We start from the raw sequence: 18,023 nt of genomic DNA, 5'->3' as shown, positions 1-18,023 counted from the left end.
GTAAAGCGCGTACGAGCCGGCGCCAGAGTTCAATGAACCATTTCCGATACCAACCGCGAGGCTGGCATGGGTATGGCTTTGGACTTGCTGGGCTTGCGGGCTTCCCAACGGCCTCGCATTTGCAGTGAAGGTGACGCTATGCATGAATTCTCGGGTGATAAGCGACGTTCAGCGGACGATTCTCGGGGCCAGCCAGTACGCCGTCCATGCCGGCATTGGCGAGCAACATGCCCGCGCCGTTGGCCGATCCCGCTGCCCACGCATAGGAGTTGCCCAATAACCGACCGATGTTGTACGGCGATCGGACCGAATCGCCCTGGCGTGTGCCAAGCGTTCTCGCATTTGCAGTGAGGCAGACGCTATGCGTGGATGCGTGGGTGATAGGCGATGTTCTTCGGGCGGGTCTCGGTTGAGCTCCTTGTTACGCGGGCGCTGTCAAAATTCAGCTCATGGTATCGGACCCCGGACCCCGCTTGCGCGGACTCGCCGGGTACCGGATTCGAATGACCAAAGACACCTGACGTAACCGCAAAATCGTTGAAGCCGTCGACCGATCCAGTCATGCGTTGTAGCGCGTCTCCCTGCATGCCGCCCAGCGCTCTCACATTTGCAGTGCAAATTTCAATCCTAAGGAGAAAGCAGTATGCAGAAGGAAGTTTTTCAGACCGACGGCCACGGGCTGTTTATTTACGCTTCGGTGGCGAACGAGTTGGCGCTGTCGCCCGGTGCGTTCAATATCCCCTATGGCGCATACGGGGATGCGCCACCGGCGCCGCCCACGGGCAAATGGCCGCGACGCGTGGGGGATGCGTGGACCATGGTCGACGACTATCGCACCACGCCGTTATGGGTGGTGGACACTGGCACACCGTATTCGATCGGTGCTGAGCATGACGGGCCCGGCGGCAAAGTCGTCTATCCGGGCTGGGGGACGCTGCCGGCATGGCTGACTGCGGAAGCGCCGCCGCAGCCAGGGGAAGCGGACCCGGACGGGACGTAGTTCTACGCGGCCAGGGGCAGGGGCTCGGACTCGGAATCTCGCTCGCGGCGCATTTCTTCCAGTTGGCGCCGTCCCAGGGGGCTGCGCACGAGCTTCTGGGCCAACTCTCGACCGTGAGGGTGGTAGTAGCGCAAGAGCATCCTCGTGTCCACGTTGCCGTTGACCTTGGCCAGCTCATGAATCTGGAACACCGTTGCAAGCTGCGATGTCCCTTCATGTCGAAGGTCATGGAACCGCAAGTCGCGGAAATATGCACCGTTCGGCCTACGGCCGTATTGGCGGCACATCTGTTCATAGCACAAGCGAGCGCGTCGACGCGCCCGGATGAACGCGCGCGTGACAGAGCCTGGCTGCATTTTGAAGATGCGGCCGCGCAACGGCTTTCCCGTGACCCAGCGGCGCAGGGCTTCACGCGCGCGCGGGGTTAGCGGAACATTTCGAGAGCGGCCATTCTTCGTATGCGGCAAGTGCACCACCCCGTGCATAAGGTCCAAATGCTCACGCAGGATCCCCACTACCTCCGACCGGCGCATGCCGGTTTCCTTGGCGACCGTGAGGATCGTGGGCAGCTCGGCCGATCGGGTGGCGCGGATGATCCATTCCAGCTCCTTACGGGGGCAGTCGTCGTCGGACAGCCCCCGCAAGGTGATGCGGTCGAACAGCCGTCGGTCCCGCGCATCGTCCACCGCCGGCCGGCGTACAAGCTGCACCGGGTTGGCTAACTGGTCGAAGCCCCAGTCTTTCCGGATCACCGTGTAAACGTGGGACAGGAATGCCATCCGCCTCACAACGGTGGCAGGTGCCCGGTCTTTCAACCACTCGTCTCGCAGTTCGGTTAGGTCTGAGCTGCGTATGCGCTCAACCGGCCTGATGGCCAGGCGCGTAGCGCGCCAGACGCGCGCGATGGACTGTTCTGCCGCGTGGCCCTTCTTTGCGGACGAGACCTCGGCCAAATAGCGCGTCAGCGCTTCTGCCAAGGTGGGCGTGGACTTGCGGCGGGGCTGACGGCGGGACCAGGGTTTCATGGCAAAAGGTCCGTTTTGTAACGCACTTCTCAATTTCGTGTTTTTTTTCCCGCAACAGCGGGCTTTTTTTCGTCTCAAGGGGACGCGATTGAACATCCAAGATTTCGACGCCCTCGCGGCAAAGTTCGCTGGCGTGCTGGGCGCGGCGGTCTCGATGCGGTACTTGCAGGGGTCCTGGCCGGCCCGGCTCAGCATGGCTATCAGCGGATCCCTGGTCGCCTATTACGCCTCCCCCTACCTGTCGCTAGTGCTGGGCATACCCGAGGGGCTGGCCGGCTTCTTGATGGGCATGTTTGGCATGGCCATCGTCTCCCGGGCATGGGAGGCGGTTCAGGCGGTGCCGATTCCGGCGCTGTGGCAAGCCGTCATCGACCGCGTGCGCGGTAAAGGGGTTTGACATGGACAGCACCATTTATCTGACGCTGTGGGCCGTTGTGGCATTCGTCAGCTGGCTCGTTGTGGCCGGCGGCACCGTGCTGGCGGTGTTTTCTAAGTCGATTCAAGACACGACCCTGGAGCGGGTCGGCCTGGCGGCCGTCTGCCTCACCGCAACCGGTGCGGCCTGCCGCGTCTTCGTAGCCGGCTGGGCCAGCGCCGGCGACGCCGCATTGGCAGCCTCGGCTGCTTTTTACGTGGCCGCGGTGACGGCCAAACACATCAGGACACCGAAACAATGAATCTATCCGAGATCACTCAGACGGCGATCAAACCCGCGCTGGCGCTGCTCCCCGCCAACATGGACTCGTCGGCGGCGCGCGTGATGCTGCTGGCTATCGGCCTGCAGGAAAGCCGCTTTCAGCACCGTCGCCAGATCGGCGGCCCGGCGCGCGGCTTCTGGCAGTTTGAGCAGGGCGGCGGCGTGCGCGGCGTGCTCACGCACGCGGCCAGTGCGGCGCTGGCGCGCCAGGTGTGCGAGGCGCGTGACGTGTCGCCTGCCGCGACGGCGGTGTACGGACGGCTCGAACACGACGACGTGTTGGCGGCCGTGTTCGCGCGCCTGCTGCTTTGGACGGACGCAGCGCGACTGCCGACCGTAGGAGACAAAGAGGGCGCGTGGGCGTTGTATCTGCGCACGTGGAGGCCCGGCAAACCGCATCCGACCACGTGGCCGGCGCTGTACGCGCGGGCTGTAGCTGAGATCCAGTCATGAGCGCTCTGTCTAAGTGGGCCGCCGTGGCCGGGTGGAAAGGTTACGCCGCGGCGGCGCTGGCGAGCGCGCTGGTCGTTGGCAGCGCGGCGTGGACCGTCCGGGGATGGAAGGCGGACGCAGCCGAATGGAAGATGGCGTCCGAGCATGCCCAAGAACGTGATGCGCTGGCCCGGGCCGCCCTGGCGGCTGTAGAGGAAGTTCGGAAAGAGGAAAGGCGGCAGACCGCCGCCGTGGAGAAAGCCCGTGATGATGCCCAAGAACAAGCCGCAGCCGCGGCTGCTGATGCTGCTGGTGTTCGTTCTGAGCGCGACCGGCTGCGCGCCCGCGTCTCCTCGTTGGCTCGCGCCGCAGCGGGTGGATATTCCGGCGCTGCCGACCGAAGCCCGGCAGGGGCAGACGCCATCGATCTGCTCGAGTACATGTTCGGCAGACTTAGCGACCGAGCTGCGGAGCTTGCGGGAATTGCAGACCGCGCCCGTATCGCCGGACTGATGTGCGAACGCGCCTACGACGTTGTGCGCGGCGCCCGGTAGAGGTTATTTTTCGATCTCGGGACGCTTGTGCGCGACCGCGACGGCCATAGCGCCGCTCGGCATTCGGTATTTTCCGCCGCCGAGCCAAACGACCGTTTCGCCGGTCGCGAGGGTACAGACGTACTGGTGCACTGGTGCCGCGTCGGGACAGCGTTTTATAACCAGGCGTCGTTCCACTCGACATGTGGACCGATCAGGCAGTTTGACGATAACGTCGGACAATCGGGAGCCGGAAGCCATAAATTGCCCCTCCTGTAGCCTGCGCGTCCGCATCGGGATCGATGTAATGTGCCGGCGGTCAGCGCTGTCCCGTGGCACTTCATTCGTAGCATGCAGGGAAGGACTGGGCGTATCCCCCAATCTGCCTATGGACAAGGGCCGCGAAACTCCAGGCAATAGAAAGCGCCCCGTAGAGGGGCGCTGAATGACGGGTGGGCATACCGATTGCTGCAACGCATCGGCTCGCAAATCAAAGGCCCCGCCATGCTACGTGATGAACTTCTCGCGAAAATGATCTCCCACGCTGCCCCCGGTCAAAATTTCGATGATTGGGCGGAAGTGCTTACCGAATACGCCAACTGCCTCGTGGAAATCAGCGACCGGCTGAGCGTTGATGAGTGCACCAGGCTCGTCAATGTGGGCTCCATGTTCTACCGCACGCTAGCCCGTGCGGAGGACTACCGCAGAACTTCGGTTCGCGGCGACTAGAGCGCGAACTCGGCCTCGCACCGTGGGGGACCGGGCCCGCACATGCTTTCGGAACCCTGCTTCCCATGCCTCGATCTTCAGTACCCAATCCGAGATCCGTTCTCCGGTATGTCCCGGCATTTCGGCAGCGCGTAAGTACGGGCAGTCCCACAAGGTCAATCCTTCGCGGGCGGCTTTCGCGCCGAGCTTCTGGATGTGATCGCAGTGCATTGCTGAACCCTCCAAAAGTATGGTCAATGGGAGGTCAGTATGCCGTTGCCCGTGCGTCGCTTGCAATAGTGTTGCGGCACTACTGGCGGAGTATGGAAGGGTCAGCCGTCGATCCATTGCATCCACCATCCCTGGTAGTAGCGCTTTCCATCGATCTCTTCAAAGCCGCAGACCATCATGCCGCGATCAGATCCGAAGGTCAGCAGCTCGGGTTGGACCAGATCCGGGATCGCGCCCTTTCGCGATGCGCCAAACGTCTGGAGGCTGTCCATCGTCATGACGCGGATGTACCGCTTCAAGTCATCGCGCATGATCGAGTACATGCGTACGGTGCCGCTGATGGTGGGGCCGGGATCTCGGTCGGGGCGCTTTTCGCCCAGACAATGGGTGCGGGTGACGGTACAGAGCATCGTTTGCTGCCTAAATACTGGATAAAAACACAGTATATTGCAGCAAAAACGGGGTCACTTCATCGGGGTCGCGATGAGCTTGTCTGGTGGGAAGGGAACTAGGAACTCGCGACTTGCCTCGGCCGGCGCGGTCAGCCAGTCGCCGTAGGCTCCTTCCGGGAGGATAACGACCATTCGCTTTTCTTTTCCGGCCTGGTGATAGTTCCGAAAGAGTGGATCATCGTCCGCATTGATGGTCAGCATGGTGTAGCTCTCCTGCATCTGACCGGCAGCGTCTCGCCAGCGGTCCCACAGACCGGCGACGCCCAGCGGCGCGCCGTCGGCCCGGGTGAAGCGTGTGGCCACCGCAGCCCCCGACCGCCAGTCGGGTTCGAAGATGGCGTCGGCCGGGATGATGCAGTGCTGCGCCCGGCGCCAGGCGTTCCCGAAGGTGAAAGACTTGGGCGCGGTCTCGCTGCGCGCGTTGAATGTGGACAGCTTGCCGGCCTTGTCCAGACCGTCCGCTTTCGTCATGGCGCTGATCAGGCCCCAGCGACCGACAACGGCTTCCCGCTCCGGCACCGCCTCGTCGCCCGCATCATGCTCCACCGGCCGGCGAACGAACACGCCCTGGTATCTGGGCCACATGTCGTACTTGCCGATCGTCGCCGGCTTTGCCCGCACGCCGAACTTCTTGAGCAGCAGCTCGGCGTCTTTCAAGGTCTGGTAGTGGCTGCACATTGAACCCCCCAAGTAGGCCACAGGCAATAGGACCAACACCTGAAATCTTATTGGTTTGGCATGTCGTCGCAAGCGAGTGCGAGATAGTGACTTGCAGGGCTGATCCAGCCGTCGACCTGTTAAGGGACGCTTGCGGTGCAGCCGCGAGCATGCCTAAGTTGAATAGCCCGCCAAATGCTTGTCGTGATGATCAACTGGTGTGGACTTGGCATCGCTTCGCAACTGTTGAAGGTACTTCGCACGAGCGCGTTCGGCGGCCTGGGCATTGTGCATAGCGTCTCGGCTCGTTTCGATGTTGTTTAGGAGCACCTTCGATTGGACAAGCCCGCCGAGCCAAAAGCCGCAAGCTCCAAATATTAGGTAGGCCAGCCATACGCCGGCGTGTTGTGCGCCGGACGGAAGTTTGACGAACTCGTTGGCGCCGAGCGTTGCTGCGGCTAGAAGCGCGTTCAGAGCAATTGACCGAATGATCAGCCGCTTAAAAGCAGAAGTCTTCTTCAGAACTAGGTCGCGCTGGCCTTGACGAAGATCGTCTAATTTTTCAAAGGATGATAGGCGGCCGTAAGCGGTGGCCCAAAGTACCGTTAGAGCGCCAGCAAAAGTGGCAAGCGCGGTAGTTGGCAGTCGTCCCGATGCCACATCCATAGCAATGTCCGGCGCCCACTTGAGAAGCGCCAGACATAGCAGGTAGGCGGCAGTGACGCCGAGAATTTTCATGGTTAATCTTCGACGTTGATCTGGCCGCTATGGATGAGACTCTCGAGCCACTTCGCCATCTCGTCATACACCTCGGATTGCACCAATTGGCCGTCAAAGCTGCCAATCGACTTTCTCACATGTATGTAAAAGTCTTCGTTCTTCAGCGTGCCAACATTCTTTAGATTGGCGTGAAATCTCAGGCCGTCTGCACCCTGTAATGCACTCATGACCGATTTCATGAGGTGGTCATTTGTGGTGCCTGCGGGTGCTCTGCCGCGCACGTTCATCTCGATTTTAACGCCGATGTCCGGAACGTCATCAAAATCTTTGGCCGAAATTGGCGCGTTAGTCGTGCTGGGAAGCAGCCCTTTTACCGCATCCCAGCCACGTCCCACGATGCCCAATTTTGGCGCGGAGCTCCCCGGCGTGTCAACGCTCTCCACGCTCGTCGCCATAGAAGTTTCGACAGTGATCTTCTTGATAGGAGAGCTTCGCAGCTTGCGCTTTGTTTCCTCGCTAATTTCATCTCGTAGATACACAGCTTGCTCGTCACCAATGCCGCCCGCGACGCGCAACAACCAGTTCAAGTGATCTTGGAGGTGACGAGCGCGGAGGGACATTGACTGGATCACCACTACGTGGTTGTCGCGCACTGCAAAGTGCAACACCGTTTCCAGATAGTGCTTACCCTCGGGCGGAGCATGCTTCTCGACGTCCAGCTCACCGACCCGCTCGCCTTCCTTCGCCTCGCGCTTTGTCGAATCAATTACGAGATGATGGACCCCCGGAGTGAACATCACCAGCACCCCGAATTGAAAGCCTTGAAACTCTCGAGGAGAATTTATCAAGCGCACAAACCGTTGCACAACGGTGGGGGCGTTATCGCTCCCCATGTTTGTGTCGCTCACTTCTTCATGCCGCTGGGTAGCATCCAATTTTCTCAGCGCAGCGCTTAGAAGATCCTGAAGCGTTGTCGGGCACTTGTTTAGGAAAACTGCTTTCTTGTAGTGAAGTTCCTTTTGCAGCAGTTTTCGTCTTGTCGCCGTTGCCATCTTATGTCCGGATTGTGTTGGTCCGGGCACGTTAGCATATTTCTTTATGTAACTAGTTTCAGTGCGGCCCTAGGCGTTATCTTGGGGGCTGCCTGTTGCAAGGAACTTTGAGGGAACTTCGATGAGGGTAGGAATGAGGGTAAAGGCGCAGGTGCAACCCGCTCTCTTCCTTGTAAATCAACGACCTACGCTGCGCTTCCGCTTCCAATACCGCCTACCAGATTCCTGCAAGTGCTGAAAAGCACGGCAAAAGCCGATACGAAAAGCCGCTAAGTCACTGACTTAGCGGCTTTTTTCATTTCAGCTTCCTACGCCGCCTCACCCCGCGCGGATTCGTCGTGTTGATTTTTCCGTACCCCCCGAATATTCAACGCCGCCAAGCCCAGCTGAAGCGCAATCAATGCATACGCGCCGTCGTGCAATCCCCACGCAATCCACAACGCATTGCTTAATAGAAATACCCAAAATCCCCATTTGCGTTTGGCTTTGCCTTGCGATGCCACCAGCCATGCGGCGGCCAGCGATGTCACCATCGCGGGCCATTGAAGAAAATTCCATAGCGCGTCCATGATGTAAGCCGGGTCCTCCGTTGCGGCGTGAGCGATCAGCCCAGTTTCTTGACGACGCGGGCCAGTTTGGCGATGCCGCCGGTGCCGCTTGCGGCGCGTCCCATCAGCGCCGTGCCGGCCGCGGTCAGCATGGCGCGTTTGAATGGCGTGCGGCCTTTCATGCCGGCCACGATCAATAGCGCGCCCAGGCCAAATACGATCAGGTGCTCGCCCGGGAAGTCGGGGCGTCGGTCGTCTATGTCTTTCAGTTGCCGCGTCAGCGATGGGTCATCGCGACCCACGGGTTCCATTTCCACTACGTCATCGGTTTGCATCGCAGTTCCCCCAAAAAAAGAAGCCGCTTCTCTTCAGCAAGTGACATGCCACGCGTTGCCCCGGGGAAGCGCACACCGTTTCGCGAAGGCAGGGCTTATCTGATAAGGTCCGGCGTATCTTCCGCCTGCTTACACCATGCACACATTCAACAAAGCACTCCTGCTGGCTCCCTGCGTTTGGCTTGCCGCTTGCGCCATCAAACCGCCGGCGGCAACGCAAGCGCAGCCGCGCGTTGACGAATTGCCGATGTATGGGGGCATGGACCGGTCTGCCGCAGCCGAGTTGCAGGCCAGCGACAAGAAGCTGGTCGAGGACGCCGTCCGGGCATTCGGTTCGGCCGCCAAGGCGTCGCAGGCCTGGGTGTCGCAGGGATACCGGTTTTACCAAGCGGACCAATTGGGCATGGCGATGCGGCGGTTCAATCAGGCTTGGCTGTTGAACCCGGACAACCCCGAGGCCTATACCGGCTTTGCCGCGGTGCTGCACGACCAGGGCAAGTTTTGCCAGGCGATGAGCATGATGGATCTGGCGATCAGCCATGATCCCCCTACCTTTCAGGGCATTTACGCCGACGCGGGCCGCATTGCCGCCCGTTGCGCAGCGGAAGATAAGACGCTGCCGCCAGAGGCGCGAGTGGCGGCTACCGCGAGATCCGACGAGTGGTATCGCAAAGGCGAAGCCGTCGAGCCCGACAAGGGGTATCTGTATTCGTCCTGGGCCACGGCGTACTACTGGCGCGGGCAATACGATCAGGCGTGGGCAATGGTGGTCAAGGCGCGCGCGGCGGGCGGATCGCCCAGCCCGAAATTCATGGAAATGCTACGCGCCCAAATGCCGGAGCCTCGCGGTTAGCCCCGCGGCTGGCTGAGTGATCGGCGCAGCTTCGGCGGCAATGCGGCAATTGCGATATTCTGCTGACCATCATGATCAAAGCTCTATGGTTGGCGTTGGGCTGCGTGATGCTGGCATTGGGCGTCATCGGCGCATTTTTGCCGGTCATGCCGACGACGATTTTCCTGATATTGGCGGTGGGCTGCTTTTCGCGGTCGTCCCCGCGCCTGGAAAAATGGCTGTTGGACAGTCCGACTTACGGACCGCCGCTACGCATCTGGCGCGACCAGAAGGCGGTGTCGCGTAAAGGCAAGACGTACGCCTGCCTGGGAATGGCCGTGGGATACGCTTTGTTTTGGTGGAGCGCGCACCCGTCGTGGCCGTTGGCCGTGGGTGTAGGCCTGTTCTTCGTTGCCAGCGCGGCCTATGTATTGAGCCGGCCGGCGCCCAAGGTGTCCGAGGGCGGCGGCCGGCCGTTGCAACGATAGCGCTGGATGGCGCGTATCGTTGCGCCGGCCCTTGCCGGTCCGTGCCGCTTATCGCCTGACCGTTCAGTGCGAATGCCGGGGATCGCCCCGCGTCTCGATCACTTTCAGATAAAGCGTTGCCGGTTCCAGGCAGCCCCCGGTCGACAATTGACCCACCATTTGCCGATAGATTTCCTGCCACGGCGTTTGCGAAGCCGGCGGCTGATACGGCGGTTCCTGCTTGCGCCGTTCCATCTCGGCGTCGTCCACCAGCGCGGTGACGCTGCGCTGGTTCAGGTCGACGCGGATCTTGTCGCCCGTGCGCAGCAGCGCCAGGCCACCGCCCACGGCGGCTTCGGGCGACATATTCAAAATCGACGGGCTGGCCGACGTGCCGCTCTGCCGGCCATCGCCCAGGCAGGGCAGTGAATCGATACCGCGCTTGAGCAGGTGCGACGGCGGCGCCATGTTGACCACTTCGGCGCTGCCGGGGTATCCCACGGTGCCCGCGCCGCGTATCACCAGAATGCAGTGTTCGTCGATGTTCAACGACGGGTCTTCGATGCGGGCGTGATAGTCCTCCGGGCCTTCAAAAACAATGGCGCGTGCCTCGAAGGCATTTTCCGAACCGGGTTCCGCTAGATACGTGCGGCGAAATGCCTCGCCCACCACCGACATCTTGATAATGGCGCTGTCGAAGAAGTTGCCCGACAGCACGATGAATCCGGCGCGATGCTTGAGCGGCGCCTCGCAGGTGCGGATGACATCGGGGTCCCGCGTCTTGGACGCCGCGGCGATGTCGCCGATGCTGCGGCCCGATACGGTGGGGCAATCGGCGTGCAGGCGGCCGGCCGCCAGCAATTCGTGCATGACGGCGGGCACGCCGCCCGCACGGTGAAAGCCTTCGCCCAGGTGTTCGCCGGCCGGCACGCAGTTCACCAGCAGGGGCACGTCTTCGCCCAGCCGTTGCCAATCGTCCAGACTGAGGTCGATGCCGGCGTGGCGCGCCATGGCGATCAGGTGGGGCGGGCAGTTGCTGGATGCGCCCAGTGCCGAGGCCACGACGATGGCGTTCTCAAAGGCCTCGCGCGTCAGGATGTGCGACGGGCGCAAGTCTTCCCGCACCATGTCGCAGATGCGCATGCCGGTGGCGTAGGCCATCTGCGCGCGCTCGCGGTAGGGGGCGGGAATGCTGGCACACGTGGGCAAGGACATGCCCAGCGCTTCGGCCAGCGAGTTCATCGACAGCGCCGTGCCCATGGTGTTGCAGTGCCCGACCGATGGCGATGACGCTGTCGCCAGCGTCATGAAACCCTCGTAGTCCAGCTTGCCCGCCGCCATCAAATTGCGTGCATGCCAGATGACCGTGCCGGAACCCACCCGCTGGCCGTCGTGCCAGCCGTCCAGCATCGGTCCGCCCGACAGCACGATGGCGGGCAGGTCGACGGTGGCGGCGGCCATCAGGCAGGCGGGCGTGGTCTTGTCGCAACCGGTGGTCAGGACCACGCCGTCCAGCGGATAGCCATGCAGGATCTCGACCAGGCCCAGATAAGCCAGGTTGCGATCCAGCGCGGCGGTGGGCCGCCGGCCCTGTTCGGCCAGCGGATGCACCGGGAACTCCATGGGGATGCCGCCCGCGTCGCGGATACCCGCCTTGATGCGCTCGGCCAGCGCCAGGTGATGCCGGTTGCAGGGCGCCAGGTCGCTGCCGGTCTGGGCGATGCCGATGATCGGCCGCCCGGATTGCAGTTCCTGCCGCGTCAGGCCGTAGTTAAGGTAGCGTTCGACGTAAATGGCCGTCATGTCGGCGTGCGCGGGATCGTCGAACCATTTCTGGCTGCGCAATTTGCGGGGTATCTGTGACATATGGAGCTCGCTTGCTTCGCGTGGGCGATCAGTAAAAAGGCGTCAGTTGCGCGCCTTCTGGATCTCATCATTCAACTGCTTGATGAGGTCGGGGCCCAGTTCCTGCGTGTATTTGTCGACCACCGGCTGGACCTTCTGGCGCATGCGCGCGACTTCCTCGGGGCTGACGGTGTTGATCTTCATGCCGGCCTTTTCAAGGGTGGTCATGGCCTTGGTGGAATCCGCGCGGCTGTCCTTGCGTTCAAATTCGCGCGATGCCTCGGCCGCCTGGCGCACCAGTTTCTGTTCGTCGGGCGACAGCGTGTCCCACCACTTCTTCGATGCCAGCACCACCCACGGCGTATAGACGTGGCGCGTGATGGTCAGGAAGGGCTGCACTTCGTAGAACTTGCTGCTTTGAATGGTCGTGATGGGGTTTTCCTGCCCGTCCACCGTGCGCGTTTCCAGGGCGGTGAACAGCTCCGAGAACGGCATGGGCACGGCATTGGCACCCAGCGTATTGAAAACGCCCAGCGCGATCTGGTTCTGCATGACGCGCAGCTTGATGCCTTGCAGGTCTTCCGCACGCGCGATCGGGCGCTTGGAGTTGGTCATGTTGCGAAAGCCGTTTTCCCAATAGACCAGGCCGACCAGCCCCTTGGCTTCCAGCTTCTTCAACAGGTCCTGGCCCAGTTGCCCATCCAGCACCGCATCGGCTTCCTTTTCGCTGTTGAACAGGAAGGGCAGGTCGAACACGCCGAATTCCTTGACCATCCCGGCCAACGGCGCGGTGGACCCGACCATCATTTCCTGGGCGCCGCCCGCCAGCGCGCCTTGCATCTGTTCGTCGGAACCCAGGTTGGCCGAGCCGAAGGTCTTCATCTTCAACTTGCCGCCGCTGACTTTTTCAAGCTCTTGCGCCAGGAAGCGCGCGGCGCGGCCCTGGACGCTTTCTTCGTTCAGGCCGTAGCCGAAACGGATCAGGCGCGGCTTGACGTCGGCCGCGGCGGCCACGCCGGCAACGGCGCAGGACAGCGCGGTGGCCAGCACGAGTAAACGGGTTTTGAATCGATAGGTCATGGTGCTCCTCCTTGGGGTTTTTTTGCCGCTAGTGCATCCAGCGTGCGGGTACGGTGATCAGCTCGGGGAAGATCACCAGCAGGACCAGCAGGCCCGTGTAGGCCACGACGTAGCGCCACACGCCCCTGCAGATGGTTTCCATATTGATGCGGGCCACGCCGCACACCACGTTCAGCACGGTGCCCACGGGCGGGGTCAACAGGCCCACGCAGCCCACCATCACGAACATGACGCCGAAGTAGACGGGGTCGATGCCGGCTTTGGTGACCACGGGCATCAGCACCGGCGCCAGGATCAGGATGGTGGGCGTCAGGTCCATGACCGTTCCCACCAATGTCAGCAGCAGCAGCAGGGCGAACATCAGCAGCTTGGGCTGGTCCATGACCGGTTCGAGCAGCGCAATCAGGTCTTGCGGCATGTCGGCCAGCGTGATCATGTAGGACGACACCATCGCGGCGGCCACCAGGAACATGACGACGGCGGTGGTGCGCGCGGCGTTCACGAACAACGGCAGCAGGTCGCGCAGCCCGATCTCGCGGTAGACGAACAGACTGACGCCCAGCGCGTACACGGCGGCCACCACGGCGGCTTCCGTCGGCGTGAACACCCCGCCGCGCAGCCCGCCGATGATGATGACGGGCAGCATCAGCGCCCATATCGATTCGCGCAGCGCCTTCAGGCGGTTGCGCCACGGTTCACGCGGCGACGGCTTGATGCTGCCGTGCTTGCGCGCTACCCAGGTCCATACCGCCACCAGCGTCAAGCCCATCATCAGCCCGGGGGCGATGCCCGCGAAGAACAGCTTGGTGATCGATACGTTGGTAGCCACCCCGAAGATGATGAACGAGATGGACGGCGGGATGATGGGGGCGACAATGCCGCCCGCCGCGATCAGCCCGGACGCCTGCCCGGCGTCGTACCCCTTTTCACGCAGCATGGGGATCAGCAAGGAGCCCAGCGCGGCGGCGTCGGCCACCGCCGAGCCGGACAAGGCGGCCAGCAGCACGCTGGCAAAAATGGCCACGTAGCCCAGGCCGCCCTGGACGTGCCCGACAAACATGCTGGCCAGGCGCACGATACGTCGGGATATGCCGCCCGCATTCATGAGTTCGCCCGCCAGCATGAACAGCGGGACGGCCATCAGCGTGAAGCTGTTGGCGCCCGTCAGCATGTTCTGCGCGAGGATTTGGGTATCGAAGAAGTCCAGCTGGAACATCATGGCCAGCGCGCTGAGCAGCAGCGCGAAGGCAATCGGCATGCCCAGGGCGATCAGCCCCAGCAGTACAAGCAGGAAGAGGGTCAGAATCATTGCAAAGGTCCGGGCGGGGTGGGGGCGGGCGCGTTGGGGGCGGGCGGAGCCCGACTCAGACCGAGGGGTCTTCGGGACTGGATTCCGCCGGCAGGGGGCCGCCGGCCAGCACACGGATAATGTCGATGACGGTCAACAGGCCCATGGCCACGGACGCGTACAGCGCCGCCGTGTTGAACACCGCCAGGCGCATGCCGGTGACGGGCAGCACCGTGTCCATGCCGATCACGGTCTGTACCCAGCTGCCGCGTGCCATCAGCCACAGCACCCACAACACCAACAACTGGCAGAAGATGTGCGAGACACGACGCGCGGCGGGGCCGAAGCGTTCAACCAGCATGGTGACGCCGATGTGCTGGTGGTCGCGCAATGCAATGACGGCGCCCAGGAAGATCAGCCACACAAACGCCAGGCGGGATACCTCGTCGGACGCGTTGATGCCGGAATTGAACAGATAGCGCAGCGCCACGTTGCCGAACAGCAGCACGACCATGACGACCAGACAGGCGACCATCAGCCAGGTCTGTAACGCAAAACACCAATCGGCGGCACGGGCCAGCGGCGAACCGCCGCGCTGCCCGGAAGGGAAGGCTTGCATGTTTGTCTCCTGCCCGGTTTTTCTGGGCTTTTTTCGCTTATGCTTTGGCGGATGTTAGCGCTAACATTTCGCTTTTGGCAAGCCCCTGTTTTTTGCGTCAGACTACGCGCTTCCCACCCGACCACGAAGGCCAATGTCCATCCGTAAACCCCGCAGTTCGCACGCTGGCCGCGTCACCATGCAAGAGGTGGCGCGCCGCGCTGGCGTCAGCGCCATCACCGTGTCGCGCGCGTTGCGCACACCGGACAAAGTGGCCGAGGCGCTGCGCCTGCGCATCGCGCGCGTCTGCCAGGAGCTGGGGTACGTGCCCAACCATGCCGCCAGCGCGCTGGCTTCGGCGCGCTCGCAGACCATCGTTGTGCTGATCCCGTCGCTCAGCAACGTGGTGTTCGTGGACATTATTTCCGGCATCAAGGAAGTGTTGGACCAGCATGGTTATCACATGTTGATCGGGGTAACGGGGTATTCGCCGGATGCCGAGGAAGCCTTGCTGCGCAAGTATCTACAGCATTCGCCGGACGGCTTGATCCTGACCGGTATCGACCACAACCCCGGCACATGGGCCTTGCTGCGCACGCAGCGCATGGCCACGGTGCACACCATCGAAACATTGGCGGGCGCCGAGGACATGAGCGTCGGCTTTTCGCAGTTTGATTCCGGCTATGCCGCCTGCCGCCATCTGGTGGAACGCGGCCGTCGACGCATCGGCATCATCGGCGCGCAGTTGGACCCGCGTTCCTTGCGCCGCTGCGAAGGGGCGCGGCAGGCGCTGCGTGATGCGGGTTGCTACGACGCCACGCTTGAAATCATGACGCCGGAGAAGTCGTCGATCAGTCTGGGGGCGTCCTTGCTGGAATCCTTGCGCCAGCAACATCCGGATTGCGACGCGGTCTTTTTCTGCAACGATGACTTGGCGCAAGGCGCCGTGTTTCAGTGCGGCAGGCTGGGCGTGCGCGTACCCGAGCAGATGGCCCTGGTCGGCTTTCATGACCTGGCCGGCACGGCCTGGACGACCCCGCCGTTGTCCACGATTGCCACGCCGCGTTACCAGATCGGCGTGTCCGCAGCCGGCTTGCTGATGCAGCACCTGGCGGGTGAGCCTATCGCCCAGCGGCACGTGGACCTGGGTTTCACGCTGGTGCAGCGCGAAACCAGCTGAACGGCGGACTTAGCCTGCACGACGCATGGCCAGGAAAACACCCGACGCCATGATCAAGGCCATGCCCGCCAGCGCCAGGCTGTCGGGCGGGCGTTGGAACCAGAAGGTGCTGAACAGCACGGCCAGCAGCAGTTGAAAATAATTCAACGGCGCCAGGGTGGCTGCCGAGACGCGTTGGAATGCGGCAATCAACAACACCTGCGCCAACCCGCTGCATGCGCCCAGCGCGATGATGATCGCGGCGTCGGCAGGCGTGGGCCAGGGGTCGGGCAGGAAGAAGGGCGCCGGCAGCGCCGTGACGATCAGGCAGATGATTGCCGTATACGCATACTGCACCGGCCCGGGCACCTTGCCCGACAGCTTGCGCGTGAGCACCTGGAAGATCGCGTAGCAGATCGCCGACACCGCCATCAACAGCGTGCCCAATAGCGTCAGGTCGCCGCCGGGCCGCACAATCAGCAGCATGCCGGCAAAGCCGACGGCCACCGCCAGCCATTGCACGGGGCGCACGCGTTCGCCCAGCAGCCATGGCGACAGCGCCACCATGATGAGCGGCGAGGTGAAGTAGATGGCGGTGGCTTCCGACAAAGGCATCCAGATCAGCGCGGTCATGAAGCACGTGGCCACGGTGGCCAGCGTGACGCCGCGCAGGATCAACAGCGGCTTTTCGGGGGCATCGCGCAGGCGCATCCCGCTACCGTGACGCCATAGCATGGTGATGGCCAGAACAATCACCGCCAGATACCGCATCACATTCAAGAACGGCGCGGGGTAGCGTTCCAGCATGTACTTGGACCCCGCGTCGAACGTGGCAAAGGCCACCAGCGCGGCGAAGAACAACAGGATGCCCGCATTGCGCGAGGCGGCAGGGGCAGGCAGGACGGCGGCGGGAACAGAGGCCATGGTGCTTGCCGCGCGTCAGGCGCCGGCGTGGCCCAGGCCTTGCAGGAATGCGTCCAACGCGGGCCCGATCGCCTGCACCATGTAGCCGCCTTCCTGCACGACGACGGTGGGCAGGCGCAAGCTGGCCACGCGCGCGCCAATGTCGCGGTACGCGTCGATGTCCAGCTTCAGCACGCTGATGGGGTCGTCCTTGTAGGTGTCAAAGCCCAACGCCAGCACCAGCGCTTGCGGGGCGTAACCAGACAGCGCCGTCAGCGCGGTGTCCAGCGCGGCCAGGAACGGGTCGTTGCCTGAACCGTGCGCCAGCGGCAGGTTCAGGTTGCAGCCTTCGCCCGCGCCATGGCCACGTTCGTCGGCGTAGCCGGTGTAGAAGGGGTAGTAGGCGCCGGGGTCGGCGTGCAGCGACACCGTCATGACGTCCGCGCGCTGGTAGAAGATGTTCTGCGTGCCGTCGCCATGGTGGGCGTCCACATCCAGCACCGCCACTTTGGACCAGGTCTGTAGCAGGCGGCTGGCCGCCGCCGCGCTGCTGTTCAGATAGCAGAAGCCACCGGCGCGATCCCGGTGTGCGTGGTGGCCTGACGGCCGGCACAGCGCGTACGCCATGCCCGATGTGCCGGCAACGTGATCGGCGGCCGCGACCGCGCTGTGCGTGGAGCGCAGCGCCGAACGCCAGGTCTGCGGCCCGATGGGGCAAGACAGGTCACTTAGGTAGTACCCCGCTTGCGCCACGATGGACGGAGACGGGCAGGGCCCGCGCCCCGCCTGCTCAACGCGGCCGTTGTAGTAAGGCGATAGGTTGGGCAACACTTCCGGGCCCGGGTCCACGCCGGGCGCCTTCAACGATTGCCAGCGCGTGTAGGCGGTTTCCAGGAAGTTCAGGTAGTCGGCGCTGTGGATGCTTTCCAGCGGTTTGCGGCCATAGTCCGAAGGCGCCTGGACCTGGATGCCGCGCGCTGTCAAAGCGCCTTGCAGGCTTTCCGCTCGGGACGGCAGGTCGGTAGGCGCGCTGATCCGCCCCAAGCGCATGAACTGCTGCGGGGTGTGCAGCAATTGTTCTTCCGAGAAAAACGCCTTCATGGTGGTCCTCGCTGACGCGTCAAGCCTGTTTGATTTCAATTTCGACAAAAACGAATTCGGTGTCGCTGGGGTTGATGACGTTGTGCTCAACGCCAACCGGACGATAGTAGGCGATGCCGGTGGTGAGTTGGCTGGTGATCTCGCCGTCGGGCGTTTCCAGCAACAGCGGGCCGGTGGTTTGCGGGACCACGACGTAGTTCATGCCGTGGCGATGCCAGCCGGTTTCACCGCCGGGCGGAAAGCGCCATTCGGTGACGGTGACCCGGTCGTTGTCGATCTGCACGGTGGGAATGGCGGCGGGGCGTTGCACGGGGGATGCTCCTGAAGTTGTCATGGCGTCGTGGCGTCGGTGTCGGTGTG

General features: G+C 62.8%; 24 protein-coding genes. 9 read left to right on the top strand and 15 right to left on the bottom strand.

Features of this window, described 5'->3' with window-relative positions; genetic code table 11:
* The first annotated feature begins 643 nt into the window (after window positions 1-643).
* Window positions 644-1,000 (top strand): phage tail protein, encoded by a 357-nt coding sequence (locus AC6LJY_RS25150; RefSeq protein ID WP_498137012.1) that lies wholly within the window; start codon window positions 644-646, stop codon window positions 998-1,000.
* 2 nt (window positions 1,001-1,002) lie between these two features.
* Here AC6LJY_RS25150 and AC6LJY_RS25145 read toward each other — a convergent pair whose 3' ends face one another.
* The gene (locus AC6LJY_RS25145) at window positions 1,003-2,025 is read right to left on the bottom strand and encodes a tyrosine-type recombinase/integrase (protein ID WP_498137011.1); all 1,023 of its coding nucleotides are present in this window, start codon (window positions 2,023-2,025) and stop codon (window positions 1,003-1,005) included.
* On the opposite strand from AC6LJY_RS25145, the gene AC6LJY_RS25140 reads away from it, so the two are divergent.
* The 5 genes from AC6LJY_RS25140 to AC6LJY_RS25120 all read left to right on the top strand — a co-directional run bounded on the left by AC6LJY_RS25140 (window position 2,024) and on the right by AC6LJY_RS25120 (window position 4,416).
* Window positions 2,024-2,422, top strand: coding sequence for a hypothetical protein (locus tag AC6LJY_RS25140; protein WP_498137010.1), 399 nt, complete (start codon window positions 2,024-2,026; stop codon window positions 2,420-2,422). The genes AC6LJY_RS25145 and AC6LJY_RS25140 overlap by 2 nt on opposite strands.
* 1 nt (window position 2,423) lies before the next feature.
* Window positions 2,424-2,702 (top strand): hypothetical protein, encoded by a 279-nt coding sequence (locus tag AC6LJY_RS25135; protein WP_498137009.1) that lies wholly within the window; start codon window positions 2,424-2,426, stop codon window positions 2,700-2,702.
* A complete protein-coding gene (locus tag AC6LJY_RS25130) occupies window positions 2,699-3,175 on the top strand; it encodes a hypothetical protein (protein WP_498137008.1) in 477 nt (158 codons plus the stop codon). The genes AC6LJY_RS25135 and AC6LJY_RS25130 overlap by 4 nt, the downstream gene beginning before the upstream one ends.
* Complete coding sequence (locus tag AC6LJY_RS25125) at window positions 3,172-3,708, top strand: DUF2514 family protein (protein ID WP_498137007.1); 537 nt, start codon at window positions 3,172-3,174, stop codon at window positions 3,706-3,708. Before AC6LJY_RS25130 ends, AC6LJY_RS25125 begins: the two co-directional genes overlap by 4 nt.
* Window positions 3,709-4,152: 444 nt before the next feature.
* The gene (locus tag AC6LJY_RS25120) at window positions 4,153-4,416 is read left to right on the top strand and encodes a DNA-3-methyladenine glycosylase (protein ID WP_498137006.1); all 264 of its coding nucleotides are present in this window, start codon (window positions 4,153-4,155) and stop codon (window positions 4,414-4,416) included.
* Here AC6LJY_RS25120 and AC6LJY_RS25115 read toward each other — a convergent pair.
* From AC6LJY_RS25115 to AC6LJY_RS25085, 7 genes are all read right to left on the bottom strand, one after another.
* Entirely contained in the window at window positions 4,369-4,626 is a 258-nt protein-coding gene (locus tag AC6LJY_RS25115; RefSeq protein WP_314359020.1) for a CrpP-related protein, read from the bottom strand. The genes AC6LJY_RS25120 and AC6LJY_RS25115 overlap by 48 nt on opposite strands.
* A 101-nt stretch (window positions 4,627-4,727) precedes the next feature.
* Window positions 4,728-5,036 (bottom strand): hypothetical protein, encoded by a 309-nt coding sequence (locus tag AC6LJY_RS25110; protein ID WP_498137005.1) that lies wholly within the window; start codon window positions 5,034-5,036, stop codon window positions 4,728-4,730.
* Between the two features lie 54 nt (window positions 5,037-5,090).
* Window positions 5,091-5,756 carry an SOS response-associated peptidase gene (locus AC6LJY_RS25105; RefSeq protein ID WP_498137004.1) on the bottom strand — a complete coding sequence of 222 codons (666 nt, stop codon included), beginning with the start codon at window positions 5,754-5,756 and terminating at the stop codon, window positions 5,091-5,093.
* Between the two features lie 153 nt (window positions 5,757-5,909).
* Window positions 5,910-6,473 carry a hypothetical protein gene (locus AC6LJY_RS25100; RefSeq protein WP_498137003.1) on the bottom strand — a complete coding sequence of 188 codons (564 nt, stop codon included), beginning with the start codon at window positions 6,471-6,473 and terminating at the stop codon, window positions 5,910-5,912.
* Window positions 6,474-6,475: 2 nt separating this feature from the next.
* Entirely contained in the window at window positions 6,476-7,507 is a 1,032-nt protein-coding gene (locus AC6LJY_RS25095; RefSeq protein WP_498137002.1) for a hypothetical protein, read from the bottom strand.
* A 308-nt stretch (window positions 7,508-7,815) separates the two neighbouring features.
* Window positions 7,816-8,076 (bottom strand): hypothetical protein, encoded by a 261-nt coding sequence (locus AC6LJY_RS25090; protein ID WP_046807549.1) that lies wholly within the window; start codon window positions 8,074-8,076, stop codon window positions 7,816-7,818.
* A gap of 35 nt (window positions 8,077-8,111) precedes the next feature.
* The gene (locus tag AC6LJY_RS25085) at window positions 8,112-8,390 is read right to left on the bottom strand and encodes a hypothetical protein (RefSeq protein WP_052946133.1); all 279 of its coding nucleotides are present in this window, start codon (window positions 8,388-8,390) and stop codon (window positions 8,112-8,114) included.
* A 259-nt stretch (window positions 8,391-8,649) separates the two neighbouring features.
* Between AC6LJY_RS25085 and AC6LJY_RS25080 the strand changes: the two genes are divergently transcribed.
* Both AC6LJY_RS25080 and AC6LJY_RS25075 read left to right on the top strand, forming a co-directional pair.
* On the top strand, window positions 8,650-9,243 hold the full coding sequence (locus tag AC6LJY_RS25080; protein WP_314362445.1) for a tetratricopeptide repeat protein: 594 nt from the start codon (window positions 8,650-8,652) through the stop codon (window positions 9,241-9,243).
* 71 nt (window positions 9,244-9,314) lie between these two features.
* Complete coding sequence (locus tag AC6LJY_RS25075) at window positions 9,315-9,710, top strand: DUF454 family protein (RefSeq protein ID WP_314362447.1); 396 nt, start codon at window positions 9,315-9,317, stop codon at window positions 9,708-9,710.
* Window positions 9,711-9,773: 63 nt separating this feature from the next.
* Here the strand turns inward: AC6LJY_RS25075 and AC6LJY_RS25070 are convergent, their stop codons facing one another.
* Genes AC6LJY_RS25070 through AC6LJY_RS25055 form a run of 4 tightly spaced genes read right to left on the bottom strand, consistent with a single transcriptional unit; the run spans window position 9,774 to window position 14,521 of the window.
* The gene (locus AC6LJY_RS25070) at window positions 9,774-11,555 is read right to left on the bottom strand and encodes an IlvD/Edd family dehydratase (RefSeq protein WP_046807547.1); all 1,782 of its coding nucleotides are present in this window, start codon (window positions 11,553-11,555) and stop codon (window positions 9,774-9,776) included.
* Window positions 11,556-11,597: 42 nt separating this feature from the next.
* Entirely contained in the window at window positions 11,598-12,614 is a 1,017-nt protein-coding gene (locus AC6LJY_RS25065; protein WP_120154679.1) for a TRAP transporter substrate-binding protein, read from the bottom strand.
* A gap of 28 nt (window positions 12,615-12,642) precedes the next feature.
* Window positions 12,643-13,923 carry a TRAP transporter large permease gene (locus tag AC6LJY_RS25060; protein WP_104145411.1) on the bottom strand — a complete coding sequence of 427 codons (1,281 nt, stop codon included), beginning with the start codon at window positions 13,921-13,923 and terminating at the stop codon, window positions 12,643-12,645.
* A gap of 55 nt (window positions 13,924-13,978) precedes the next feature.
* Entirely contained in the window at window positions 13,979-14,521 is a 543-nt protein-coding gene (locus AC6LJY_RS25055; protein WP_046807712.1) for a TRAP transporter small permease, read from the bottom strand.
* Window positions 14,522-14,654: 133 nt separating this feature from the next.
* Here AC6LJY_RS25055 and gntR point away from each other — a divergent pair, with 133 nt between their 5' ends.
* The gene (gntR, locus tag AC6LJY_RS25050; RefSeq protein ID WP_046807713.1) at window positions 14,655-15,680 is read left to right on the top strand and encodes an HTH-type transcriptional regulator GntR; all 1,026 of its coding nucleotides are present in this window, start codon (window positions 14,655-14,657) and stop codon (window positions 15,678-15,680) included.
* A 9-nt stretch (window positions 15,681-15,689) separates the two neighbouring features.
* Here gntR and AC6LJY_RS25045 read toward each other — a convergent pair whose 3' ends face one another.
* From AC6LJY_RS25045 to AC6LJY_RS25035, 3 genes are read right to left on the bottom strand one after another with little or no spacing between them, the layout of a single operon-like run.
* A complete protein-coding gene (locus AC6LJY_RS25045; protein ID WP_498137001.1) occupies window positions 15,690-16,583 on the bottom strand; it encodes a DMT family transporter in 894 nt (297 codons plus the stop codon).
* Between the two features lie 15 nt (window positions 16,584-16,598).
* Window positions 16,599-17,663, bottom strand: a complete 1,065-nt coding sequence (locus AC6LJY_RS25040; RefSeq protein WP_046807715.1) for a histone deacetylase family protein — start codon at window positions 17,661-17,663, stop codon at window positions 16,599-16,601.
* 19 nt (window positions 17,664-17,682) lie between these two features.
* Window positions 17,683-17,973, bottom strand: a complete 291-nt coding sequence (locus tag AC6LJY_RS25035) for a cupin domain-containing protein (protein WP_314362461.1) — start codon at window positions 17,971-17,973, stop codon at window positions 17,683-17,685.
* Between the last annotated feature and the right edge of the window lie 50 nt (window positions 17,974-18,023).

Source organism: Achromobacter sp. RT286_PF (assembly GCF_059760425.1).
This window is presented reverse-complemented; position numbering and strand designations above follow the sequence as displayed.

Bases quoted from the DNA above. Each gene is read 5' to 3' on its own strand.
- AC6LJY_RS25150 (WP_498137012.1), top strand. From the start codon at position 644: ATGCAGAAGGAAGTTTTTCAGACCGACGGCCACGGGCTGTTTATTTAC.
- AC6LJY_RS25140 (WP_498137010.1), top strand. From the start codon at position 2,024: ATGGCAAAAGGTCCGTTTTGTAACGCACTTCTCAATTTCGTGTTTTTT.
- AC6LJY_RS25145 (WP_498137011.1), bottom strand. From the start codon at position 2,025: ATGAAACCCTGGTCCCGCCGTCAGCCCCGCCGCAAGTCCACGCCCACC.
- AC6LJY_RS25135 (WP_498137009.1), top strand. From the start codon at position 2,424: ATGGACAGCACCATTTATCTGACGCTGTGGGCCGTTGTGGCATTCGTC.
- AC6LJY_RS25130 (WP_498137008.1), top strand. From the start codon at position 2,699: ATGAATCTATCCGAGATCACTCAGACGGCGATCAAACCCGCGCTGGCG.
- AC6LJY_RS25125 (WP_498137007.1), top strand. From the start codon at position 3,172: ATGAGCGCTCTGTCTAAGTGGGCCGCCGTGGCCGGGTGGAAAGGTTAC.
- AC6LJY_RS25115 (WP_314359020.1), bottom strand. From the start codon at position 4,626: ATGCACTGCGATCACATCCAGAAGCTCGGCGCGAAAGCCGCCCGCGAA.
- AC6LJY_RS25110 (WP_498137005.1), bottom strand. From the start codon at position 5,036: ATGCTCTGTACCGTCACCCGCACCCATTGTCTGGGCGAAAAGCGCCCC.
- AC6LJY_RS25105 (WP_498137004.1), bottom strand. From the start codon at position 5,756: ATGTGCAGCCACTACCAGACCTTGAAAGACGCCGAGCTGCTGCTCAAG.
- AC6LJY_RS25100 (WP_498137003.1), bottom strand. From the start codon at position 6,473: ATGAAAATTCTCGGCGTCACTGCCGCCTACCTGCTATGTCTGGCGCTT.
- AC6LJY_RS25095 (WP_498137002.1), bottom strand. From the start codon at position 7,507: ATGGCAACGGCGACAAGACGAAAACTGCTGCAAAAGGAACTTCACTAC.
- AC6LJY_RS25090 (WP_046807549.1), bottom strand. From the start codon at position 8,076: ATGGACGCGCTATGGAATTTTCTTCAATGGCCCGCGATGGTGACATCG.
- AC6LJY_RS25085 (WP_052946133.1), bottom strand. From the start codon at position 8,390: ATGCAAACCGATGACGTAGTGGAAATGGAACCCGTGGGTCGCGATGAC.
- AC6LJY_RS25080 (WP_314362445.1), top strand. From the start codon at position 8,650: ATGGACCGGTCTGCCGCAGCCGAGTTGCAGGCCAGCGACAAGAAGCTG.
- AC6LJY_RS25075 (WP_314362447.1), top strand. From the start codon at position 9,315: ATGATCAAAGCTCTATGGTTGGCGTTGGGCTGCGTGATGCTGGCATTG.
- AC6LJY_RS25070 (WP_046807547.1), bottom strand. From the start codon at position 11,555: ATGTCACAGATACCCCGCAAATTGCGCAGCCAGAAATGGTTCGACGAT.
- AC6LJY_RS25065 (WP_120154679.1), bottom strand. From the start codon at position 12,614: ATGACCTATCGATTCAAAACCCGTTTACTCGTGCTGGCCACCGCGCTG.
- AC6LJY_RS25060 (WP_104145411.1), bottom strand. From the start codon at position 13,923: ATGATTCTGACCCTCTTCCTGCTTGTACTGCTGGGGCTGATCGCCCTG.
- AC6LJY_RS25055 (WP_046807712.1), bottom strand. From the start codon at position 14,521: ATGCAAGCCTTCCCTTCCGGGCAGCGCGGCGGTTCGCCGCTGGCCCGT.
- gntR (WP_046807713.1), top strand. From the start codon at position 14,655: ATGTCCATCCGTAAACCCCGCAGTTCGCACGCTGGCCGCGTCACCATG.
- AC6LJY_RS25045 (WP_498137001.1), bottom strand. From the start codon at position 16,583: ATGGCCTCTGTTCCCGCCGCCGTCCTGCCTGCCCCTGCCGCCTCGCGC.
- AC6LJY_RS25040 (WP_046807715.1), bottom strand. From the start codon at position 17,663: ATGAAGGCGTTTTTCTCGGAAGAACAATTGCTGCACACCCCGCAGCAG.